This window comes from Subtercola lobariae (assembly GCF_014640255.1).
GTDB lineage: Bacteria > Actinomycetota > Actinomycetes > Actinomycetales > Microbacteriaceae > Subtercola > Subtercola lobariae.
The window spans coordinates 431,051-447,323 of the sequence record NZ_BMGP01000003.1 but is presented as its reverse complement, the minus strand read 5'-3'; the positions used below and the strand labels follow the sequence as shown (position 1 = coordinate 447,323).

The 16,273-nt window shown below is 67.0% G+C and carries 10 protein-coding genes and 1 pseudogene; 5 read left to right on the top strand and 6 right to left on the bottom strand.

Annotated features, from left to right (window positions below; translation table 11 throughout):
• Positions 1–4: 4 nt before the first annotated feature.
• A complete protein-coding gene (locus IEX24_RS10055; RefSeq protein WP_443741640.1) occupies positions 5–1,855 on the bottom strand; it encodes a DEAD/DEAH box helicase in 1,851 nt (616 codons plus the stop codon).
• Between the two features lie 320 nt (positions 1,856–2,175).
• On the opposite strand from IEX24_RS10055, the gene IEX24_RS10050 reads away from it, so the two are divergent.
• The gene (locus tag IEX24_RS10050) at positions 2,176–2,892 is read left to right on the top strand and encodes a ferritin-like fold-containing protein (RefSeq protein ID WP_188677618.1); all 717 of its coding nucleotides are present in this window, start codon (positions 2,176–2,178) and stop codon (positions 2,890–2,892) included.
• Between the two features lie 60 nt (positions 2,893–2,952).
• Here IEX24_RS10050 and IEX24_RS10045 read toward each other — a convergent pair whose 3' ends face one another.
• From IEX24_RS10045 to IEX24_RS10035, 3 genes are read right to left on the bottom strand one after another with little or no spacing between them, the layout of a single operon-like run.
• The gene (locus IEX24_RS10045) at positions 2,953–4,203 is read right to left on the bottom strand and encodes a kynureninase (protein ID WP_188677615.1); all 1,251 of its coding nucleotides are present in this window, start codon (positions 4,201–4,203) and stop codon (positions 2,953–2,955) included.
• A 27-nt stretch (positions 4,204–4,230) separates the two neighbouring features.
• Positions 4,231–4,533, bottom strand: coding sequence for a hypothetical protein (locus IEX24_RS10040; RefSeq protein ID WP_188677613.1), 303 nt, complete (start codon positions 4,531–4,533; stop codon positions 4,231–4,233).
• Between the two features lie 11 nt (positions 4,534–4,544).
• Positions 4,545–4,769, bottom strand: coding sequence for a DUF3107 domain-containing protein (locus IEX24_RS10035; protein WP_188677610.1), 225 nt, complete (start codon positions 4,767–4,769; stop codon positions 4,545–4,547).
• A gap of 150 nt (positions 4,770–4,919) precedes the next feature.
• Between IEX24_RS10035 and IEX24_RS10030 the strand changes: the two genes are divergently transcribed.
• Positions 4,920–8,234 carry an ATP-dependent DNA helicase gene (locus IEX24_RS10030; RefSeq protein WP_229715218.1) on the top strand — a complete coding sequence of 1,105 codons (3,315 nt, stop codon included), beginning with the start codon at positions 4,920–4,922 and terminating at the stop codon, positions 8,232–8,234.
• Positions 8,231–11,521: an ATP-dependent helicase gene (locus IEX24_RS10025; RefSeq protein WP_188677603.1), complete on the top strand. Its 3,291-nt coding sequence runs from the start codon at positions 8,231–8,233 to the stop codon at positions 11,519–11,521. The genes IEX24_RS10030 and IEX24_RS10025 overlap by 4 nt, the downstream gene beginning before the upstream one ends.
• Before the next feature lie 23 nt (positions 11,522–11,544).
• Here the strand turns inward: IEX24_RS10025 and IEX24_RS10020 are convergent, their stop codons facing one another.
• Positions 11,545–12,597, bottom strand: coding sequence for a phosphotransferase (locus IEX24_RS10020; RefSeq protein WP_229715217.1), 1,053 nt, complete (start codon positions 12,595–12,597; stop codon positions 11,545–11,547).
• Positions 12,598–12,659: 62 nt separating this feature from the next.
• On the opposite strand from IEX24_RS10020, the gene nudC reads away from it, so the two are divergent.
• Together nudC and IEX24_RS10010 are read left to right on the top strand one after the other, a co-directional pair.
• Complete coding sequence (gene nudC / locus IEX24_RS10015; protein ID WP_188677601.1) at positions 12,660–13,697, top strand: NAD(+) diphosphatase; 1,038 nt, start codon at positions 12,660–12,662, stop codon at positions 13,695–13,697.
• A 65-nt stretch (positions 13,698–13,762) separates the two neighbouring features.
• Positions 13,763–15,514 carry an ATP-dependent helicase gene (locus IEX24_RS10010; protein ID WP_188678204.1) on the top strand — a complete coding sequence of 584 codons (1,752 nt, stop codon included), beginning with the start codon at positions 13,763–13,765 and terminating at the stop codon, positions 15,512–15,514.
• Here IEX24_RS10010 and IEX24_RS19565 read toward each other — a convergent pair.
• Positions 15,492–16,091 (bottom strand): annotated as a pseudogene (locus IEX24_RS19565) (hypothetical protein); the annotation flags it as partial. The gene IEX24_RS10010 and the pseudogene IEX24_RS19565 overlap by 23 nt on opposite strands.
• Positions 16,092–16,273: the final 182 nt, after the last annotated feature.

Genomic DNA, 16,273 nt, shown 5'->3' with positions numbered 1-16,273 from the left:
CGCGCTACTCGGGGCGGGGCGCGCGGTTGCGTGAGCGGCTGCGACGCCGCGGGGCGCTATTGCCGTCGTGGTGCTCGCTGCCGGCGTGGCCGTCAGCCGAACCGGCCTGACCGGTGGTGGATGCGGCGGCGTTGTCGTGACCGCCGGCCGAGGCGGCCGAGTCAACGGAGCCGGAGAAGCTGACCGCTGTGGCGCTGCCGTTCATCCCGCCGCCGTCGACCGCGGTGGTGGAGGTGTTCTGGCCCGCCGTCGCGCCGGCGCCGGCGCTGCCACCGCTTCTTCGGCGGTTGCGTGAGCGTGGTGGGCGAGTCGAACCGTCGGTCGTCGTGGTCGACGATGCCGAACCATCGGCACTACTCGACCCTGAACCCGATGCGGGCCCTGCACCCGACGCAGTGCGGCCATCACGACCACCGTCACGATTGCCATCACGACCGCCGTCACGCCCGCCACCCTCGCGCGGTGCCCGCGGCGGGCGACTGCTCGCGCCCTCGGGCCCCTTGGCAGCGGGAGTCGGCTTCAGTCGCCCCTTCACACCCACCGGAATATCGAGATCGCTGAACAGGTGGGGTGACGACGAGTAGGTTTCGACGGGTTCGGGCTGACCCATGTCGAGGGCGCGGTTGATGAGCGCCCACTTGTGCAGATCATCCCAGTCGACGAAGGTCACCGCGATGCCCGTCTTGCCGGCTCGGCCGGTGCGGCCCGCGCGGTGCAGGTAGGTCTTCTCGTCTTCGGGAATGGTGTGGTTGATCACGTGAGTCACATCGTTCACGTCGATGCCGCGGGCCGCGACGTCTGTTGCGATCAGCACGTCACGCTTGCCGGCCTTGAACGCAGCCATGGCGCGCTCGCGCTGCTCTTGGTTGAGGTCGCCGTGCACGGCGGCGGCGTTGAAGCCGCGGTCGCCGAGCTCTTCGACCAGACGGGCGGCGGCGCGCTTGGTGCGGGTGAAGATGACGGTCTTACCCCGGCCGTTGGCCTGCAGAATGCGCGCGATGACCTCGTCTTTGTCGAGGTTGTGCGCGCGGTACACGACGTGCTTGATGTTGGCCTGGGTCAGGCCCTCGTCGGGGTCGGTGGCGCGAATGTGGATGGGCCGGCTCATGAAGCGGCGGGCGAGCGCGACCACCGGGCCGGGCATGGTGGCCGAGAAGAGCATGGTGTGCCGGCCGGCCGGGGTCTGTGCGAAGAGCTTCTCGACGTCGGCGAGAAAGCCGAGATCGAGCATCTTGTCGGCCTCATCGAGCACCATGACGCGAACGTTCGCGAGCGAGAGCAGGCGCTGGCCTGCGAGGTCGAGCAGGCGGCCGGGGGTTCCGACGACGACCTGCGCGCCGGCCTTGAGCTGCTCGATCTGGCCCTCGTACGATTTGCCGCCGTAGATGGCGATGACGGTGGTGGGCCGGTTCTTCGCGGCGAGCTGAAGGTCTTCGGTCACCTGAACGGCGAGCTCACGGGTCGGCACGACGACGAGCGCCTGCACGCCGGGCTCGGGGTTCGGGCCGAGCTCCTGCAAGAGCGGCAAGCCGAAGCCGAAGGTCTTGCCGGTGCCGGTTTTGGCCTGACCGATGATGTCTTGGCCTTCGAGGCCGAGCGGAATGGTCTGCACCTGAATCGGAAACGGGTGCAGAATTCCGTGCGAAGCGAGTGCCTCGACGAGGTCGCCCTCGACCTTCAGGTCGGCGAAGGTGATCTCGGGCAGCACGGCCCCGTCAGAGAGCGGGTCGGGTGCGATGATGTCGATCTCGATGAGATCGTCTTCAGAGGGGTCGGTCGGCTCGGTGTCGACCAGGCCGCTGTCGACCAGGCCGGTGGGTTCGGGTTCGGAGAATTGCGGTTCGATGAAAGTCATGTAGTGATTTCGCCCTGTCAGTGATGGGGCTACGCCTGAGAATGTCTGAGTTCGTGCTGCGCCGTTCTGCAAGGGCTCGATTTCACAACTGCTGAAACGCGAAAGCCACTGGTAGATGGGCGTAGCGGGTGGTGGCCGGCGATGGCGCCTGGCGAGGCGTAGATGCCCCGATTCGTGTCAGGGCTTCCCTCAGTTTAGCTGTGCGCACCGAGATTCGGCGTTTTCGCTGCACGCCAGCTGCGAACTCCATATTCCCGAACAGGCATGAAGCGCCATTCTGCGCTCAGCGGCTCTCAGCGCCACCAGATAGACTCGGGGCCGTGTTCGACGTTTTCAAGCGCCCAGCGGTGCGCCTCGAGGTTCCGCGGCTGAAGCCCCGCCGGGCTCCCGACCAAGCGCTGCGCGTCAACCTCGCCGAACTCACGCCAGAACTCGTGCCGTACCTTGGGCAGGCCGCGTACATCCAGCTCGCCATCTTCGAAGCACTCGCACGCGCGCTGATGCTCGCCCCCAGTGTGGGCGCCAAAGAAGCTCTCGGTCCGGCCTCCGGTCTCGCCCTCGAGAAGCACGAGCGACTGGTTGCCGAGCTGCGGAGGCTGGTTGACGACCCTGCGGTGGTGATGGCGCCGTTCGCACCGGCGATCGACGCCTACGCGGCGGTGGTTCGCGGAGTCGATTGGTATGAGTCGCTGACCAGCGTCTACCTCACCGCCGGAATTCTCGACGACTTCTTCATTCTCTTGGCCGCGGGGCTCGCGGGCGATGTGGGGCCCAAGGCGGCGCGCATCGTTGATTCGGCCACCGGGCGCGAGATCATCGAAACGCTCTTGGCCGACGCCATCGCCGAAGACGACACGCTCGGCTCGCGCCTGGCGCTCTGGGGCAGGCGGCTGGTGGGCGACACGCTGCTCGTCGCCCGGTCGGCGATTCACCACAGCGGCAACGTGCGCACCGACGAGCAGCGCATCGAGCCCGTGTTCACCGAACTCATCGCCAAGCACAGCCGCCGTATGGACGGCCTCGGCCTCACCGCGTAATCGCGGAGCATCCTTCTGCGGTGCTCGACCGAGACCACTCTCTCGCCGTCGCCGTCGCCTTCACCGCGTAAGCGCGTCGCGAACCGCGTCGAGGCCCACTGCTACCTCGGCGAAGCTCGTCGAGAGCGGCGACAGCCCCACCCGCAAGCCGAACGGGGCCCGAAAGTCGGGAATCACGCCGCCCTGCCACAACTCGGCGACCACTCGCTTGAACTGTGGATGATCGAGGGTGATGTGACCACCGCGCCACGCCGCATCACGGGGCGACGTCACTTCGACTCCGAGCGGCGCCAGCACTTCGTCGGCGAACCCGATCGCGAATTCGGTGAGCGCCACTGACTTCTGACGCACGGTACGGATTCCGACGCTCGCGATGAGCGCGATCATCTCCCGCATGGCCAGCATGCCGACGACCGGGGGAGTGCCGCTCTGAAACCGGCGCATGCCGTGGGCGGGCTGGTACGAGGGGCCCATGGCGAAGGGCTCCGCATGGCCGAGCCAACCCTGAATCGGCTGCTGCAGCTCTGCCTGAAGGTCGGCGCGAACGAAAACGAAGGCGGGCGAACCGGGGCCTCCGTTGAGGTACTTGTACGTGCATCCCACCGCGATGTCGACGCCCCAGGCATCGAGTTCGAGCGGAACACTACCGACCGAGTGGCAGAGGTCGGCGACGATGAGCGCGCCGGCTTCATGGCTGAGGCGCGTGAGTTCGGGCAGGTCGGCGAGAAACCCCGAGCGGTAGGCGACGTGGCTTACCAGCACGACCGCGGTGCGATCGCTGAGGGCTGCAGCGAGCAGCTCGGCCGAGAGCCCCGAATCGGGCGTGGTCGTGACCCATCGCACGGTGAGCCCGCGCTCTCGCGCGATGCCTTCGACGAGGTACCGGTCGGTGGGAAAATTGTCGGTGTCGACGACGATCTCGGTTCTGCCAGGCCGGGCGGCGACGGCAGCGCGAAGCAGTTTGTAGAGCAGCACCGTGGTCGAGTCGCCGATGAGGGTCTGGCCGGGGGCCGCGCCCAGGGCGGCCGCCGCGAGTTCGTCTCCGATGACGGTAGGCAGCTGCATCCACTCCTCGTCCCAGCCGCGAATGAGGCGGTCACCCCAGGCGTCGTCGACAAAGGCTGCGAGAAGAGGCCCGACCGACTTCAGTGGGCGGCCGAGCGAGTTGCCGTCGAGGTACGAGACGACGTCGGTCGTGGGAGTCGCCTCTAGGCCGGCCACCTCGTCGCACCCGACGAAGAGCGCCCGAGAGGAGGCGAGCGGGTCTGCCGCGTCGAGGTCGGCAGCACGCCGTGAGCGCGAGTCGGGCATCCTGCTGCCGCAGTCAGCGCGAACGGCTCAGGCCCGGGCTTTGCGCGAGAGAAGTGCGGTCAGCTCGGCGCGGTCGCGCGAGCGGCGCGTGCGGCCCAGAACGGGGGCCGTGATACCCACCACGAGGGCGGTCACGATGAGGGTGATCACCCAGATCCACCCACCGTCGTACGGCCAGTTCAACCAGGTAAGCACCTCCCAGATGATGGCCGCGGTGATTCCACCGACCGCCGGCATCAACACGACGCCGTGCGTCTCGCGCAGCGGAAAGAGGTAGCGCGCGACGCCGCCCATGATGATGCCGGCCAAGACGATGAAAAGCAGTTCCATAGCGTACGAACTTAGCCCACGAAACCGATGCGGCGGTTCTCTTCTTTGCCGATCTCGACGTAGGCGAGGCCCGAGACGGGAACCAGGTAGAGGTTGCCTTTGCTGTCTTTCAGCGAGAGGTGGCCGCTGCCGGTGGCGAGTGCGTCAGACACGGTCTTCTCGACTTCATCGGGCGACTGGCTCGATTCGAAGCTCAGTTCGCGAGGAGATTGGGTAATGCCGATACGAATATCCACCAGGTGTGCCTTTCAACTGTGATGTGGCTTGTGCTTGCCCACCCAAGAAGATTACGGCAGATCGGATGCCCGGCAGCGCCTGAACGCCCCGCCCGGCCCTCGCCGTGAGCGAACACGCGAATGTCACAGGGTCGCGCTAACTTTGCTGACGTGCCTTCTTCGAGTCTGGATCAATCGCAACGTGCCGTCGTGGCCCTCGCCGACGACGTGAACGTTGCGGTGATCGGCGCGCCTGGCTCGGGAAAGACCCACACTCTCGTCGAGTTGGTGGCCGATCGTGTGCTCAATCGCGGGTTCGATCCGTCTGAGCTGGTCGTGCTGACCCCGTCGCGCCAGAGTGCCACTCGGCTGCGTGACCGGCTGGCTCTGCGGCTCGGCGTGCCGACGAACGGGCCGCTGGCTCGCACGGTCAACTCGCTCGCGTTTCAGATCGTGCAGGCCGAGGCGGTGGTCGCCGGGCTCCCATCGCCGACGCTTTTGACCGGCGCCGAACAAGACCGCATCATCGCCGAACTTCTGGCCGGGCATCTGGCCGATGGCACCGGGCCGGCCTGGCCGGCGCCGCTGACGCCCGACGTGCGTGCGTTGCGAGGCTTTCGCACCGAGCTGCGTGAGCTGCTCATGCGTGCCACCGAAGACGGCGTATCGCCAGGCGAACTGCGCGAGCTGGGCCGGCGTCACGAGGTGCCGGAATGGGTGGCCGCCGGGGAGTTCGCGGCGGAGTACGGCGCGGTGGTCGCCGGGCTCGATGAGGCGCACCTCGATTCGGCCGAGCTCATCGCGGCGGCGCGGCTGGCGGTAGTGCGCGGCGATTCGGGCGGGGCGCCGGGGCTCCAGACCGTGCCCGTGCTGGGGTCCCTGCGGCTGGTGGTCGTCGACGATTTTCATGAACTGGCCTCTGGAGCCGTGAACTTCTTGTCGACACTCGCCAGGCGCGGGGTGTCGATCATCGCCTTTGGCGACCCTGACGTGGCCACGGCGAGCTTTCGGGGCGGCGAGAAAGACGGTCTCGGGCGACTCGGCTCGGTGCTCGCGGCGCCGGTGGCCGAGCCGCTGTACCTCTCGACGGTCTATCGGCACGGCCCGGGCATCCGGAGCCTCGTCGACCGCGCGACAGCCCGTATCGGTGCGGCGGCGGCCGGCAAGCAGCGGGCCGCGCGTGCCGCGGAGCCCGTGGCGCAGCTCGCGCCCGCCGAAATGGCTGCTGCAGGCGGCGGCGTTGTGGGTGGCGCGGCGAGTGGTGGCATCACCCGCGGCGTCGAGCCGGTGCGGCGGGTCTTCAGCACGTCGACGGCAGGCGAAGTCGCCGCCATCGCGCACGTGCTGCGCGAACACCACCTGCTGGGAGGCGTGCCGTGGCGTGACATGGCCGTGGTGGTTCGTTCTGGTGCGTTGCTGTCGTCGTTCTCGCGGGGGCTCGCGCTGGCCGAGGTGCCCACCAGCACCGTGTCGGGTGGCCTCGCCTTACGCGACGACTTCGCGGCGCGGCAGCTGATCACCGCCATCATGATCGCCATCGGTGCCCTCGAACTCACCGACCCGCCCATCAGCGAGCTGCTGCTGGGCCCGTTCGGTGGTCTCGACGCGGTGTCGCTGCGCCGGCTGCGGCTGTCGCTGCGGCAAGAAGAACTCGCTGGCGACGGAAATCGAACGGCTGAAGAACTGTTGCGTGATGCAGTGCTGAACCCGGGCCGCCTCGTCACCATCGACTCGGCCCCTGCCCGGCGCGTGGGCCGCCTCGCTGCCAACCTCGACCGAGTGCGCACCCTGAACGACGAGGGTGCGAGCGCCGAAGAATTGCTCTGGCAGCTGTTCAGCCACAGCGGGCTCAGCGAACAGTGGCTGGCTGCGTCGAGGGGCTCGGGCATTCTCGCCGACGAGGCGAACCGCAATCTCGACGGCGTGGTCGGTGTGTTCACCGCGGCAAAGCGGTTCGTCGAACGCACGCCCAACCGGCCGGCCATCGACTTCTTCGTGGGTCTGCTCGAAGCCGAAGTGGCCGAAGACTCGCTGTCACCGCGGTCGGCAGCCGATGCCGTCGTGGTTTCGACTCCGAACGGGGTGATCGGCACCGAATTCGATGTGGTGGTCGTGGCGAGACTGCAAGACTCGGTGTGGCCGAACCTGCGGCTGCGCGGTTCGCTGCTGCACCCCGACCGGCTGAGCGCCGTTGTGGCGGCCCGGCCGCTGGGCGATGTCGACGAACGCGCTGAAGTGCTCGGCGACGAGCTGCGGATGTTCGCGCTCGCCGCTTCACGTGCGAAAACCCAGGTCGTGCTGAGCGCCGTCGCCAACGACGACGAACAGCCGTCGCCGTTCACGCGCCTGGTGCCGGGTGCGCCTGGTGCGGGCGGTGAAGCGGCGGGCGGTGAAACGGCGGGAGGTGAATCTGCGGGAGGTGAACAGGCGGCCGTCGAATCGGCGACCGTCGATTCGACGCTCGGGGAACCAGCGGCCGGGCACCCGCTCTCGTTGCGATCGCTGACGGGAGCGCTCCGTCGCCGGCTTGTCGAGACGGGCGACCCGGGTGCGGCCGCTGCGTTGGCACGACTGGCGGCCGAGGGCGTGCCGGGCGCGCATCCCGAGTCGTGGTACGGCCTGCTCGAGCCGTCGACTCTTGACGAGCTGGTCGACCTGAGCGACCCAGATGCGGTGGTCGACGTTTCGCCGTCGAAGCTCGAGACGTTCGAGAAGTCGCCTCTGGCCTGGTACATCGACAAGGTGTCGGGCGGCACGTTCGGTCTGCCCGCGGGCATCGGCACACTGCTGCACTCGGTGATGGAAGAGGTGACGAAACGCCCTGACCCCGATTTCAGTGTCGTCGCCCTCTGGGATGAGCTCGACGAGCGCTGGAACGAGCTGCATTTCGAGTCGCCGTGGCTCGCCGAACGCGAGCGGCGGCGCACCGAGACGAAGGTGCGGGGCCTCTCGGAGTATCTGCAGCGGTTCGAACGAGACGGCGGCACGTTGCTCGGCGGAGAAGAGAGTTTCACGCTCGACGTGGGGCGCGCCCGGCTCCGCGGCACGGTCGACCGCGTCGAATTGCGGCCCGACGGTCACGTCAGCGTCGTCGACCTCAAGACGGGCAATTCGACGCCCAAGGCGTCTGCAGTCGAGAAACACGCTCAGCTCGGCAGCTACCAACTTGCGCTCGCCAACGGCCTCATCGGTGGCGAGCGGCCGCCGGGCTCCGACGCTGACCCGTCCGAACCTGTTATGAGCGACGGCGCCGTGCTGCTCTACGTCGCTGTCACCTCGGGCAGCGGCGCCAACAAGGTGCAGTACAAGCTGCTCGCCCAGGCGCCACTCGATGCAGAAGCCGAGGCCGAATTTCGGCAGCGAATCGAAGAGGGAGCCGAGGGTATGGCCGGCTCCGTCTTTCCGGGTCGTGAAGGTCTCGACGAACGCGACCCCCACGGTCGCTGGAACTACCGTATTCATCTCGTGAAAGCCGTGAGCGCATGAGCACTCCCACCCTCGACTCGTTCGGTTACCCCGAACCGCACCGCCCGGCCGACCGGGCAGCGCCCGTCAGCAGCGCCCGTGTCAGTGCCATCCAGATTGCCGCTCACCTCCACCTCCCGACCCCCACCGCACAGCAGCAAGCCGTCATCGAAGCTCCGCTCGGCCCGAGCATCGTCATCGCGGGCGCCGGCAGTGGCAAGACCGAGACTATGGCGAACCGCGTGGTCTGGCTGCTCGCCAATAAGTTCGTCGACATCACCGAAGTGCTCGGCCTGACGTTCACACGAAAGGCCGCCGGTGAACTCGCTCAGCGCATTCGTTCCCGCATCGACCAGCTCGCTGCCGCAAACCTCACCGACGCTGTTTTCGACCCGTTCGACGCTCCCACCGTGGCCACCTACAATTCGTTCGCCAACACGATCTTTCGTGACAACGCCCTGCTCATCGGGCGCGAGGGCGACTCGAGCATTCTGAGCGAAGCCTCGGCCTGGCAGATCGCCAGGCGGCTGGTGACCAGCAGTACTGACGACCGGTTGCTCGACCTCGACCGCTCTCTCGACACCATCACCGAGGCGGTGCTCACCCTCAGTCGGGCTATCAGCGAGAACGTCGTCGACCCGGCCGACGTCTCTGCCATGGCGCTCGACTTCTTGGCGCTCGAACTGTTGCCCACGGGCAAGACCGGTGACGCTGGGGGCTCGCGAAATGCTGTGGTGAGAGATTCGGCGAAAATGGTGAGTGCGCTGCCCGTGCTCGTCGACCTGGCCGAACAGTTCGGCCGAGAGAAGATCAGACGCGGGTTCGTCGAGTATTCCGACCAGGTCGCTTTGGCTTTGGCGATCACCGAGCGCGTTTCCCGTGTGATCGGTGACTACCGCCAGCGCTACAAAGTGGTGCTGCTTGACGAATATCAAGATACCTCTGTCGTGCAGACGAAGCTTCTGGCTAGGCTCTTCGCCGGGCATCCGGTCATGGCCGTGGGCGACCCCCACCAGTCGATCTACGGCTGGCGAGGCGCGAGTGCGGCCAACCTCGCCACGTTCGCCGCCGACTTCACCGGCAACCCGGCCGGCGCAGCCGAATTCGCTCTCTCGACGAGCTGGCGCAACCCCGTGCACGTGCTCGACGCGGCGAATACCCTGGTGGCGCCGCTCAACGCTCTCTCGCCTGTGGCCGTGCACCGGCTCGAATCACGCCCCGACGCGGGGCGCGGCACTCTCGACGCCGTGTTTCTCGAAACCGTGAACGACGAGGCCGCCGCGGTGGCCGGGTGGCTCGCCGACCAGCTCGAAACCCCGAACGCCAAGGGTGAAAAGCGTTCGGCCGCCATTCTCTGCCGCTCGATCAAGAAGATCGACGCCTTCACCACAGCGCTCACCGAACGGGGTGTGCCGTTTCATGTGCTCGGGCTCGGCGGTCTGCTCGAAGAGCCCGCCGTCGCCGATCTGGTGTCGGCTCTGCGGGTCATCTACTACCCGAGCGCCGAGTCAGAACTGGTGCGACTGCTCGCCGGAGCGCGCTGGCGCGTGGGCCTTCGTGATATTTACGCGCTCAGTCAGGTGGCATCGTGGCTTGCCGCGCGAGATCACAGCTTCACCCGGCTGAACGACGATGTGAAGCAGCGCCTCCGCAACTCGGTCGATCCCGACGAGGGCCGCTCACTCGTCGACGCGCTCGATTTCGTGGCAGAAGCACCTGCCGGGCACGGGATGCTCGCCGATTTCACCGAGGCGGGCCTCGAACGCCTGCGCGCGGCAGGCCGCCAGCTCGCGTTTCTGCGCACCCGAACCGGCCTCGACCTGCTCGACCTCGCGAATCTGGTCAAGCAAGAACTGCTGCTCGACATCGAGGTGCGCGCGAACGAACGCTCGTACCTCGGCCAGGCCAGTCTCGACGCGTTCTCCGAGCAGATCAGCGCCTTCGTGGCAGCCGACTCCACCGCCGGCCTCGGCATGTTCTTGTCGTGGCTCGAAGAAGCCGAGAAGCGCGACCGACTCTCGCCGCAGTCTGACGAACCCGAGCCGGGCACCGTGCAGATTCTGACCATTCACGGCGCCAAAGGGCTGGAGTGGGACACGGTGGTCATTCCCCGGCTCGTCGAAGACGAACTGCCGGGCAAGCCGCAGAGCAAACAGGGCTGGCTCGGGTTCGGTGAATTGCCCTACGAGTTTCGGGGTGACGCGGCCGAGCTGCCCTTTCTGCCCTGGCGCACCGTTTCGACGCAGGCCGAGTTCGCCGCCGCAAAAGCCGCCTACTGCGAAGAGATCGTCGACAGGTTCGCCGAAGAACAGCGCAGGCTCATCTACGTTGCCGTCACCCGCGCTCGCGAAAGCCTGCTGCTGAGCGGATCGTTCTGGTCGACGCAGCTGCAGCCGCGAAGGCCGGGGCTCTTTTTGCGCGAACTCGCCGAGCACGGTCTCATCGAAGCGGATGCTCTGCCAGACGCCCCCGACAACACCGAGAACCCCTTGCCTGCCACGCAGTTGCTCGTGCCGTGGCCGCTCGATCCACTCGGCACGCGCGCGGGCGCGGTGGCTCAGGCGGCGGCAGCGGTGCGAGCAGCAGACCCTGCCGCCTCGACAGAGTGGACTCATGACATCGAGCTGCTGCTGGCCGAACGAGCGGCGGCGCTCGCGGGCGAGCCGCCGAGCATCCCGATTCGTGTAGCGGCGTCGCGGTTCAAAGATTACGTAACCGACCCGGCGGCCGTAGCTCTGCAGTTACGCAGGCCCATGCCCGAGCGGCCGTACCGCCAGACTCGACTCGGCACGCGGTTTCACTCGTGGGTCGAGAACCGCTACAAGCTGATCGGCGGGTCTGAGCAGCTCGACGCGTCGGAGATCGAGCTCGATGCTGACACCCCCGACCACTCTGACGAACTCGCCCTCGAACGGCTTCAAGAGACCTTCGAGACCTCGCAGTGGGCCGGAATCGCGCCCGAAGAGGTCGAGGTGGAGATACATCTGGTGCTCGGCGCCAACATCGTGGTGTGCAAGATCGATGCAGTGTTCAAGCGTGGTGACCGCTTTCAGATCGTCGACTGGAAGACCGGTCGGGCGCCCACCGACGCTGCCGACCTCGAGGTGAAACAGCTGCAGCTGGCTCTGTATCGCCTCGCGTATTCGAAGTGGCGGGGCATCGACCCCGACCTCATCGACGCGGTGTTCTACTTCGTGGCGGTCGACGAAGTGATCACGCCCGAGCGCGTCTACTCCGATGCAGAACTCGTCGAGCTGTGGGCGGGCTCAGCCGGAGCCGGCGTTGAAGCCAAGGGGTCGCGGGCGTAGCCACCGGTGGCAGGGCGGGCGCCTCAGTCGTCGTCTGAGATGCGGGCCGCGTTAGCGTGGTCTCGTGCGGCAACCGGTTCTGGCCGGGGGGTGCTCTTCAGCATCTCTTCGACCTCATCGATGGCCATCACGCGGCCTGTGTCAGTCGAAAGCGGGTTCAACAGGTCGGCCTGAGCCGTTGACGCCAGGCCGACGAGCATGCCCACCGCGTCTTCGACAATGGCAGGGTCACGCAGATCTGAACCGTGCACCAGCCACTTCGCGATCTCGAGTTCGGCATAGAGCCGGGCTCGTTTGCGCAGCTGCCGATCGACGGGGCCGAGACGCCCGGCGTTGTAGCCGGCGAACACCCGGGTCGCCGACTCTTCGCGCGAGACCGAGCTGAGCCAGTACAGGTCGCTTGCCGGGTCGCCGACCTTCAAGTTCGACCAATCGAGAATTCCGGTGACACGTTCACCGGCGATCAGAAACGACTCAGGCCCCAGAGAACCGTGAATGACCGTGGGCTGAAACTGCCAGAGCGCGCTGTCTTCGAGGGCTAGAGACCACCTGGTGAGAAGCTCGGTGGGAACGCGCCCGGTCGCTGCGGCGCGGTCTTTGACGGTTCGGGCGGTTCGCGCAGACTCCGTCGCGCTGAATACGGGGAGCCCGGCGTCGGTGATCACCGAGGTGGGCAGTGAGTGCACAGCGGCAATGGCGCGACCGAACGACTCAGCGAGGTCGACGCTCACGTCGAGACTTTCGAGGCTGGCGGGGTAGCCCGGTATGTAGCGGTAGACGATGCCGCGGGTCTCACCGATGGGCGCTTGCCCGAGAAACTCGGGCGCCTCGAAGGGGAGGCGTTTGCGTGAACCGCCGGTGAGGGCACGAAGGGCGACGAGGTCACCCGACTGCTCGATTTCGGCCTCGCGCGCTGTCGGAACGCGCACGATGAGCTGGTCGCCGCCCCGAATCGTGAGCAGGGCGGAGTCGAAACGGCCGCCTTGCCCACTCGTCACTGGCGTGGTCGAAACGACATCGAGACCAGCGACTGCCGCAGTGGCAAGCGCGGCTAGAGTGAGAGAAGATCTGGCCATGCCTTCAGGGTACGGCTGGCTCCTGCGCTCGCTGGCTTTCGCCACGCACGATTGGTCAACCCATGCTGAAGACTTTGCTCGCCTCGCTGCCGCTTTCTCGTTTCGAGATCGACCGTGACCACTCGACTCGCGACCTACCTGGTCTCTTCGAGACGCTCTGGGCCGATGAGAAGACACGCATTCTGCCGTTCTGGAACGGGCAAGCGCTGCTGGCATCGGGCGACGCGTCAGACGGCGACTGGAGCGCGGCGCCAGCGCGAGACTCGGCGTCGGCGCGAGCTGCAGCCTCAGCCGGTGGTGCGGCCGACGGGCATCCGGCGCTCGCTTTTCTGCCGCCATCTCGGTTGACTGACGTTGAGCTTCGGGTGTACCTCGGTCTCTCGCTTGCCGTCGACGCACCAGAAGCGCTCGGTTCGCGGTTGGTTGCCGTTTCGCTCTCTGACGATGTGGCACGCGCACTCGAACCCGATGAATCACGGTGGGTGAATCTTCGTACGGCGGCCTCGTCGCTCAGCGACCGTGATGCGGGCGCCTTCACCGAAGCGCTCGGAATCATGAACTGGCATCGCTCGCACACCCACTGCCCGCGTTGCGGTGCTGCGACCGTGATCGAAAAGGGCGGCTGGGTGAGGCGTTGCCCGGTTCAAGACATCGAGATCTTTCCGCGCACCGACCCGGCCATCATCGTGGGCATCGTCGACGCCGACGATCGCATTCTGCTCGGCTCGAACGCGCTGTGGGAGAACAACCGGTATTCGCTGCTCGCCGGTTTTGTCGAGCCGGGCGAATCGCTCGAGGCGGCCACTATTCGCGAGGTGTTCGAAGAATCGGGCGTGCGCATTGTCGACCCCGAGTACCTGGGCTCGCAGCCGTGGCCGTTTCCGGCCTCATTGATGTGCGGATTTCTGGCTCGCGTCGACCCGGCAACTGCGCAGAACGCTTTGCTGCCCGACGGCGAAGAGATTCTCGACGTGCGCTGGTTCAGCCGTGACGATCTCACCGACCCGGCGAACGCTCCCTTGCTGCCGGGCTCGGCCTCCATCGCGCGGTCGATCATCGAGCACTGGTACGGCGGGCCTATTCCTGCCGCGTCGTGGTGAGCGTGGCTGCAGGCCGAACGATGCAGGGCGACTCCTTCGACCGCGACCAGCTTGCTGGCGAGCGGATGCCCGTACCGCCGCCGCGCGAATCGGCCGGCCCCGAGGCGCTGCTCACCGCACTCGACGACGAACAGCGTGTGGTGGCGACCACTCTGCTGGGCCCGATGTCGGTGCTCGCCGGAGCAGGTACCGGCAAGACCCGCGCCATCACCCACCGCATCGCCTACGGCGTTGCCACAGGCGTTTTTCCGCCGAACAAGGTGATGGCGCTGACCTTTACGGCTCGTTCGGCGGCCGAGCTCCGCTCGCGTCTGCGCCCTCTCGGTGCGGGCACTGTTGCCGCGCGCACGTTTCACTCCGCCGCCCTGGCGCAGTTGAACTTCTTCTGGCCGCAGGTGGTCGGAGGTGATGTGCCTCGTCTGCTCGACGGCAAGGCACGCCTGCTCGGGCAGGTGGCCGAGGGCCTGAAGCTGCGGGTCGACACGGCATCGCTTCGAGACCTGGCCGCCGAGATCGAGTGGCGAAAGATCTCGAATCTCACCCTTGAGCAGTATGAGCGTGCCGCCTACACGTCGAGAACGCAGCCCGGCTCGCTGAGCATTTCGCAGGTCGTCGACCTGCAGCTCGAATACGAGCGGGTGAAAGACGAACGCAAGCAACTCGACTTCGAAGACGTTTTGCTGGCGACCGCCGGCATGATCGAGAGCGAGCCGTCGGTGGCAATGCAGGTGCGCGAACAGTACCGGTTCTTCGTGGTCGATGAATTTCAAGACGTGTCGCCCCTGCAGCACCACCTTCTGTCGTTGTGGCTCGGCGATCGCCGAGACCTCTGCGTGGTGGGAGATGCCAGCCAGACCATCTACTCGTTCGCAGGCGCTCGGGCCGATTTTCTGCTGTCGTTCGCGCGCACCCACCCCAACGGCACGGTGGTGAGACTCGAGCAGAACTACCGCTCGACTCCGGCCATCGTCGACACGGCGAATCGGCTCATGCGCGGCCGCACCGGAGCCTTGAATCTCGTCGCAGCGGGCGCCGGAGCCGCCTTTTCTCGCGGCCCGGAGCCGGTCGTGACCCCGTACGCTTCTGAGGCGAGCGAGGCTCGCGGGGTGGCCGAATCGGTGGCCAGACTCATCGCAGACGGCACGAAGCCCGAAGACATCGCGGTGCTCTACCGCATGAACGCTCAGGCCGCCGCCCTCGAGGGCGCGTTGGCTGAGGCCGGGGTCACGTACCAGATTCGGGGCGCCAAGCGCTTTTTCGACCTGCCCGAAGTGAAACAGGCCGTGATGTCGTTGCGAGCCGCCTCTGTTTCGATTTCGGGTGAACCGCTCTTCAAATCGGTCAGCGACGTGCTGCGTTCTCTGGGGTGGTCGCAGAGCCCGCCAGAGGGCCGCGGCGCGGCGCGCGATCGCTGGGAATCGTTGAACGCCATCATGAGCCTTGCCGAGCAGCAACCGCCGCGCACCACGTTTCGCGTGTTCACCGACGAGCTTCTCGAGCGTCAAGCCGGGCAACACGAACCCACCATCTCGGCTGTCACCCTGGCGACCCTGCATTCGGCGAAGGGGCTCGAATGGCCCACCGTTTTCATCGCCGGGCTCAGCGAAGGGCTGGTGCCCATCTCGTACGCCACTTCTCTCGAGCAGATCGACGAAGAGCGCCGCCTGCTGTACGTGGGCGTCACCCGCGCGCGTCAACGACTGGCACTCTCGTGGGCTGCGACAGGTTCGACCAGGGCTCAGACCCGTGCTCCGTCGCGTTTTCTGGCAGAGCTTGACACGCACACTCCGGATGCACGCTCCGCACGGTCTCGGTGACGACACCGCTCGCGGCGTTCACATGCACCACAGCGCCCGGGCGCAACCCTCGCCCGTCGCGCGCCAGGTGCCCACGAACGAGACGCGCCGTGATGGCGCTGACCGATGCGACGAGCAGCGGTTCTTCGCTTGTCGCCCGGCGACCGAGCAATTGACTCGCCATGGCCGGCCAGGCCGCGTCGCGCGAAATGGCGGCCCGTTCGACGCAGTGCAGGCAGGGCCCCGTGCCGGGCGTCACGAGAGGCCCGATGCGTGCCTCCTGATCGCTGAATACCACCGCCAGGTGCGCAACGTCTTGGCGTAGCCAGCGCGCGGCGTCGGCCGGCCGAACGGCCCACGCGGCAACGATCACCGCGAGGTCGGGCCGCGTGTCGCCGCCGCCGCCACCAACCGCGCTGCCGCGCGCAACCAGTTGAGCGAACAACCGCCGCAGCGCTGAGGCAGCGGGGGAGTCGCCCTCCACCACGATGTCAGCCCCCGCGAAGGGCGAGGCCCGCGCAGAGTCGAGGGCCGGTCGTACGCGCTCGAGTACTCGCGTCAGAGCGCCCGCGTCACCCGTGGCGTCTTCGGCGAGCATCCGGAGCCCCTCGAAACCCGCGCCCACCCTTAACGCATGCAGCATGATCTCGTCGGCCGCTGATACCGAATCGAAGCGCGCGAGGGCGTGGTCGACTCCGATTTGGAGCGACGACGGCGTGCGCCAGACGAGGGGAAATCGTGGGTCGAGTCGGTAGCTGGAGAAGGTCATGCGTCAATGGT

What these genes read in the sequence shown, in the direction of transcription:
- IEX24_RS10040 (WP_188677613.1), bottom strand. Translation starts at nt 4,533, where the DNA reads ATGGAACTGCTTTTCATCGTCTTGGCCGGCATCATCATGGGCGGCGTC.
- IEX24_RS10025 (WP_188677603.1), top strand. Translation starts at nt 8,231, where the DNA reads ATGAGCACTCCCACCCTCGACTCGTTCGGTTACCCCGAACCGCACCGC.
- IEX24_RS10020 (WP_229715217.1), bottom strand. Translation starts at nt 12,597, where the DNA reads ATGGCCAGATCTTCTCTCACTCTAGCCGCGCTTGCCACTGCGGCAGTC.
- IEX24_RS10045 (WP_188677615.1), bottom strand. Translation starts at nt 4,203, where the DNA reads ATGCCCGACTCGCGCTCACGGCGTGCTGCCGACCTCGACGCGGCAGAC.
- IEX24_RS10010 (WP_188678204.1), top strand. Translation starts at nt 13,763, where the DNA reads ATGCCCGTACCGCCGCCGCGCGAATCGGCCGGCCCCGAGGCGCTGCTC.
- nudC (WP_188677601.1), top strand. Translation starts at nt 12,660, where the DNA reads ATGCTGAAGACTTTGCTCGCCTCGCTGCCGCTTTCTCGTTTCGAGATC.
- IEX24_RS10055 (WP_443741640.1), bottom strand. Translation starts at nt 1,855, where the DNA reads ATGACTTTCATCGAACCGCAATTCTCCGAACCCGAACCCACCGGCCTG.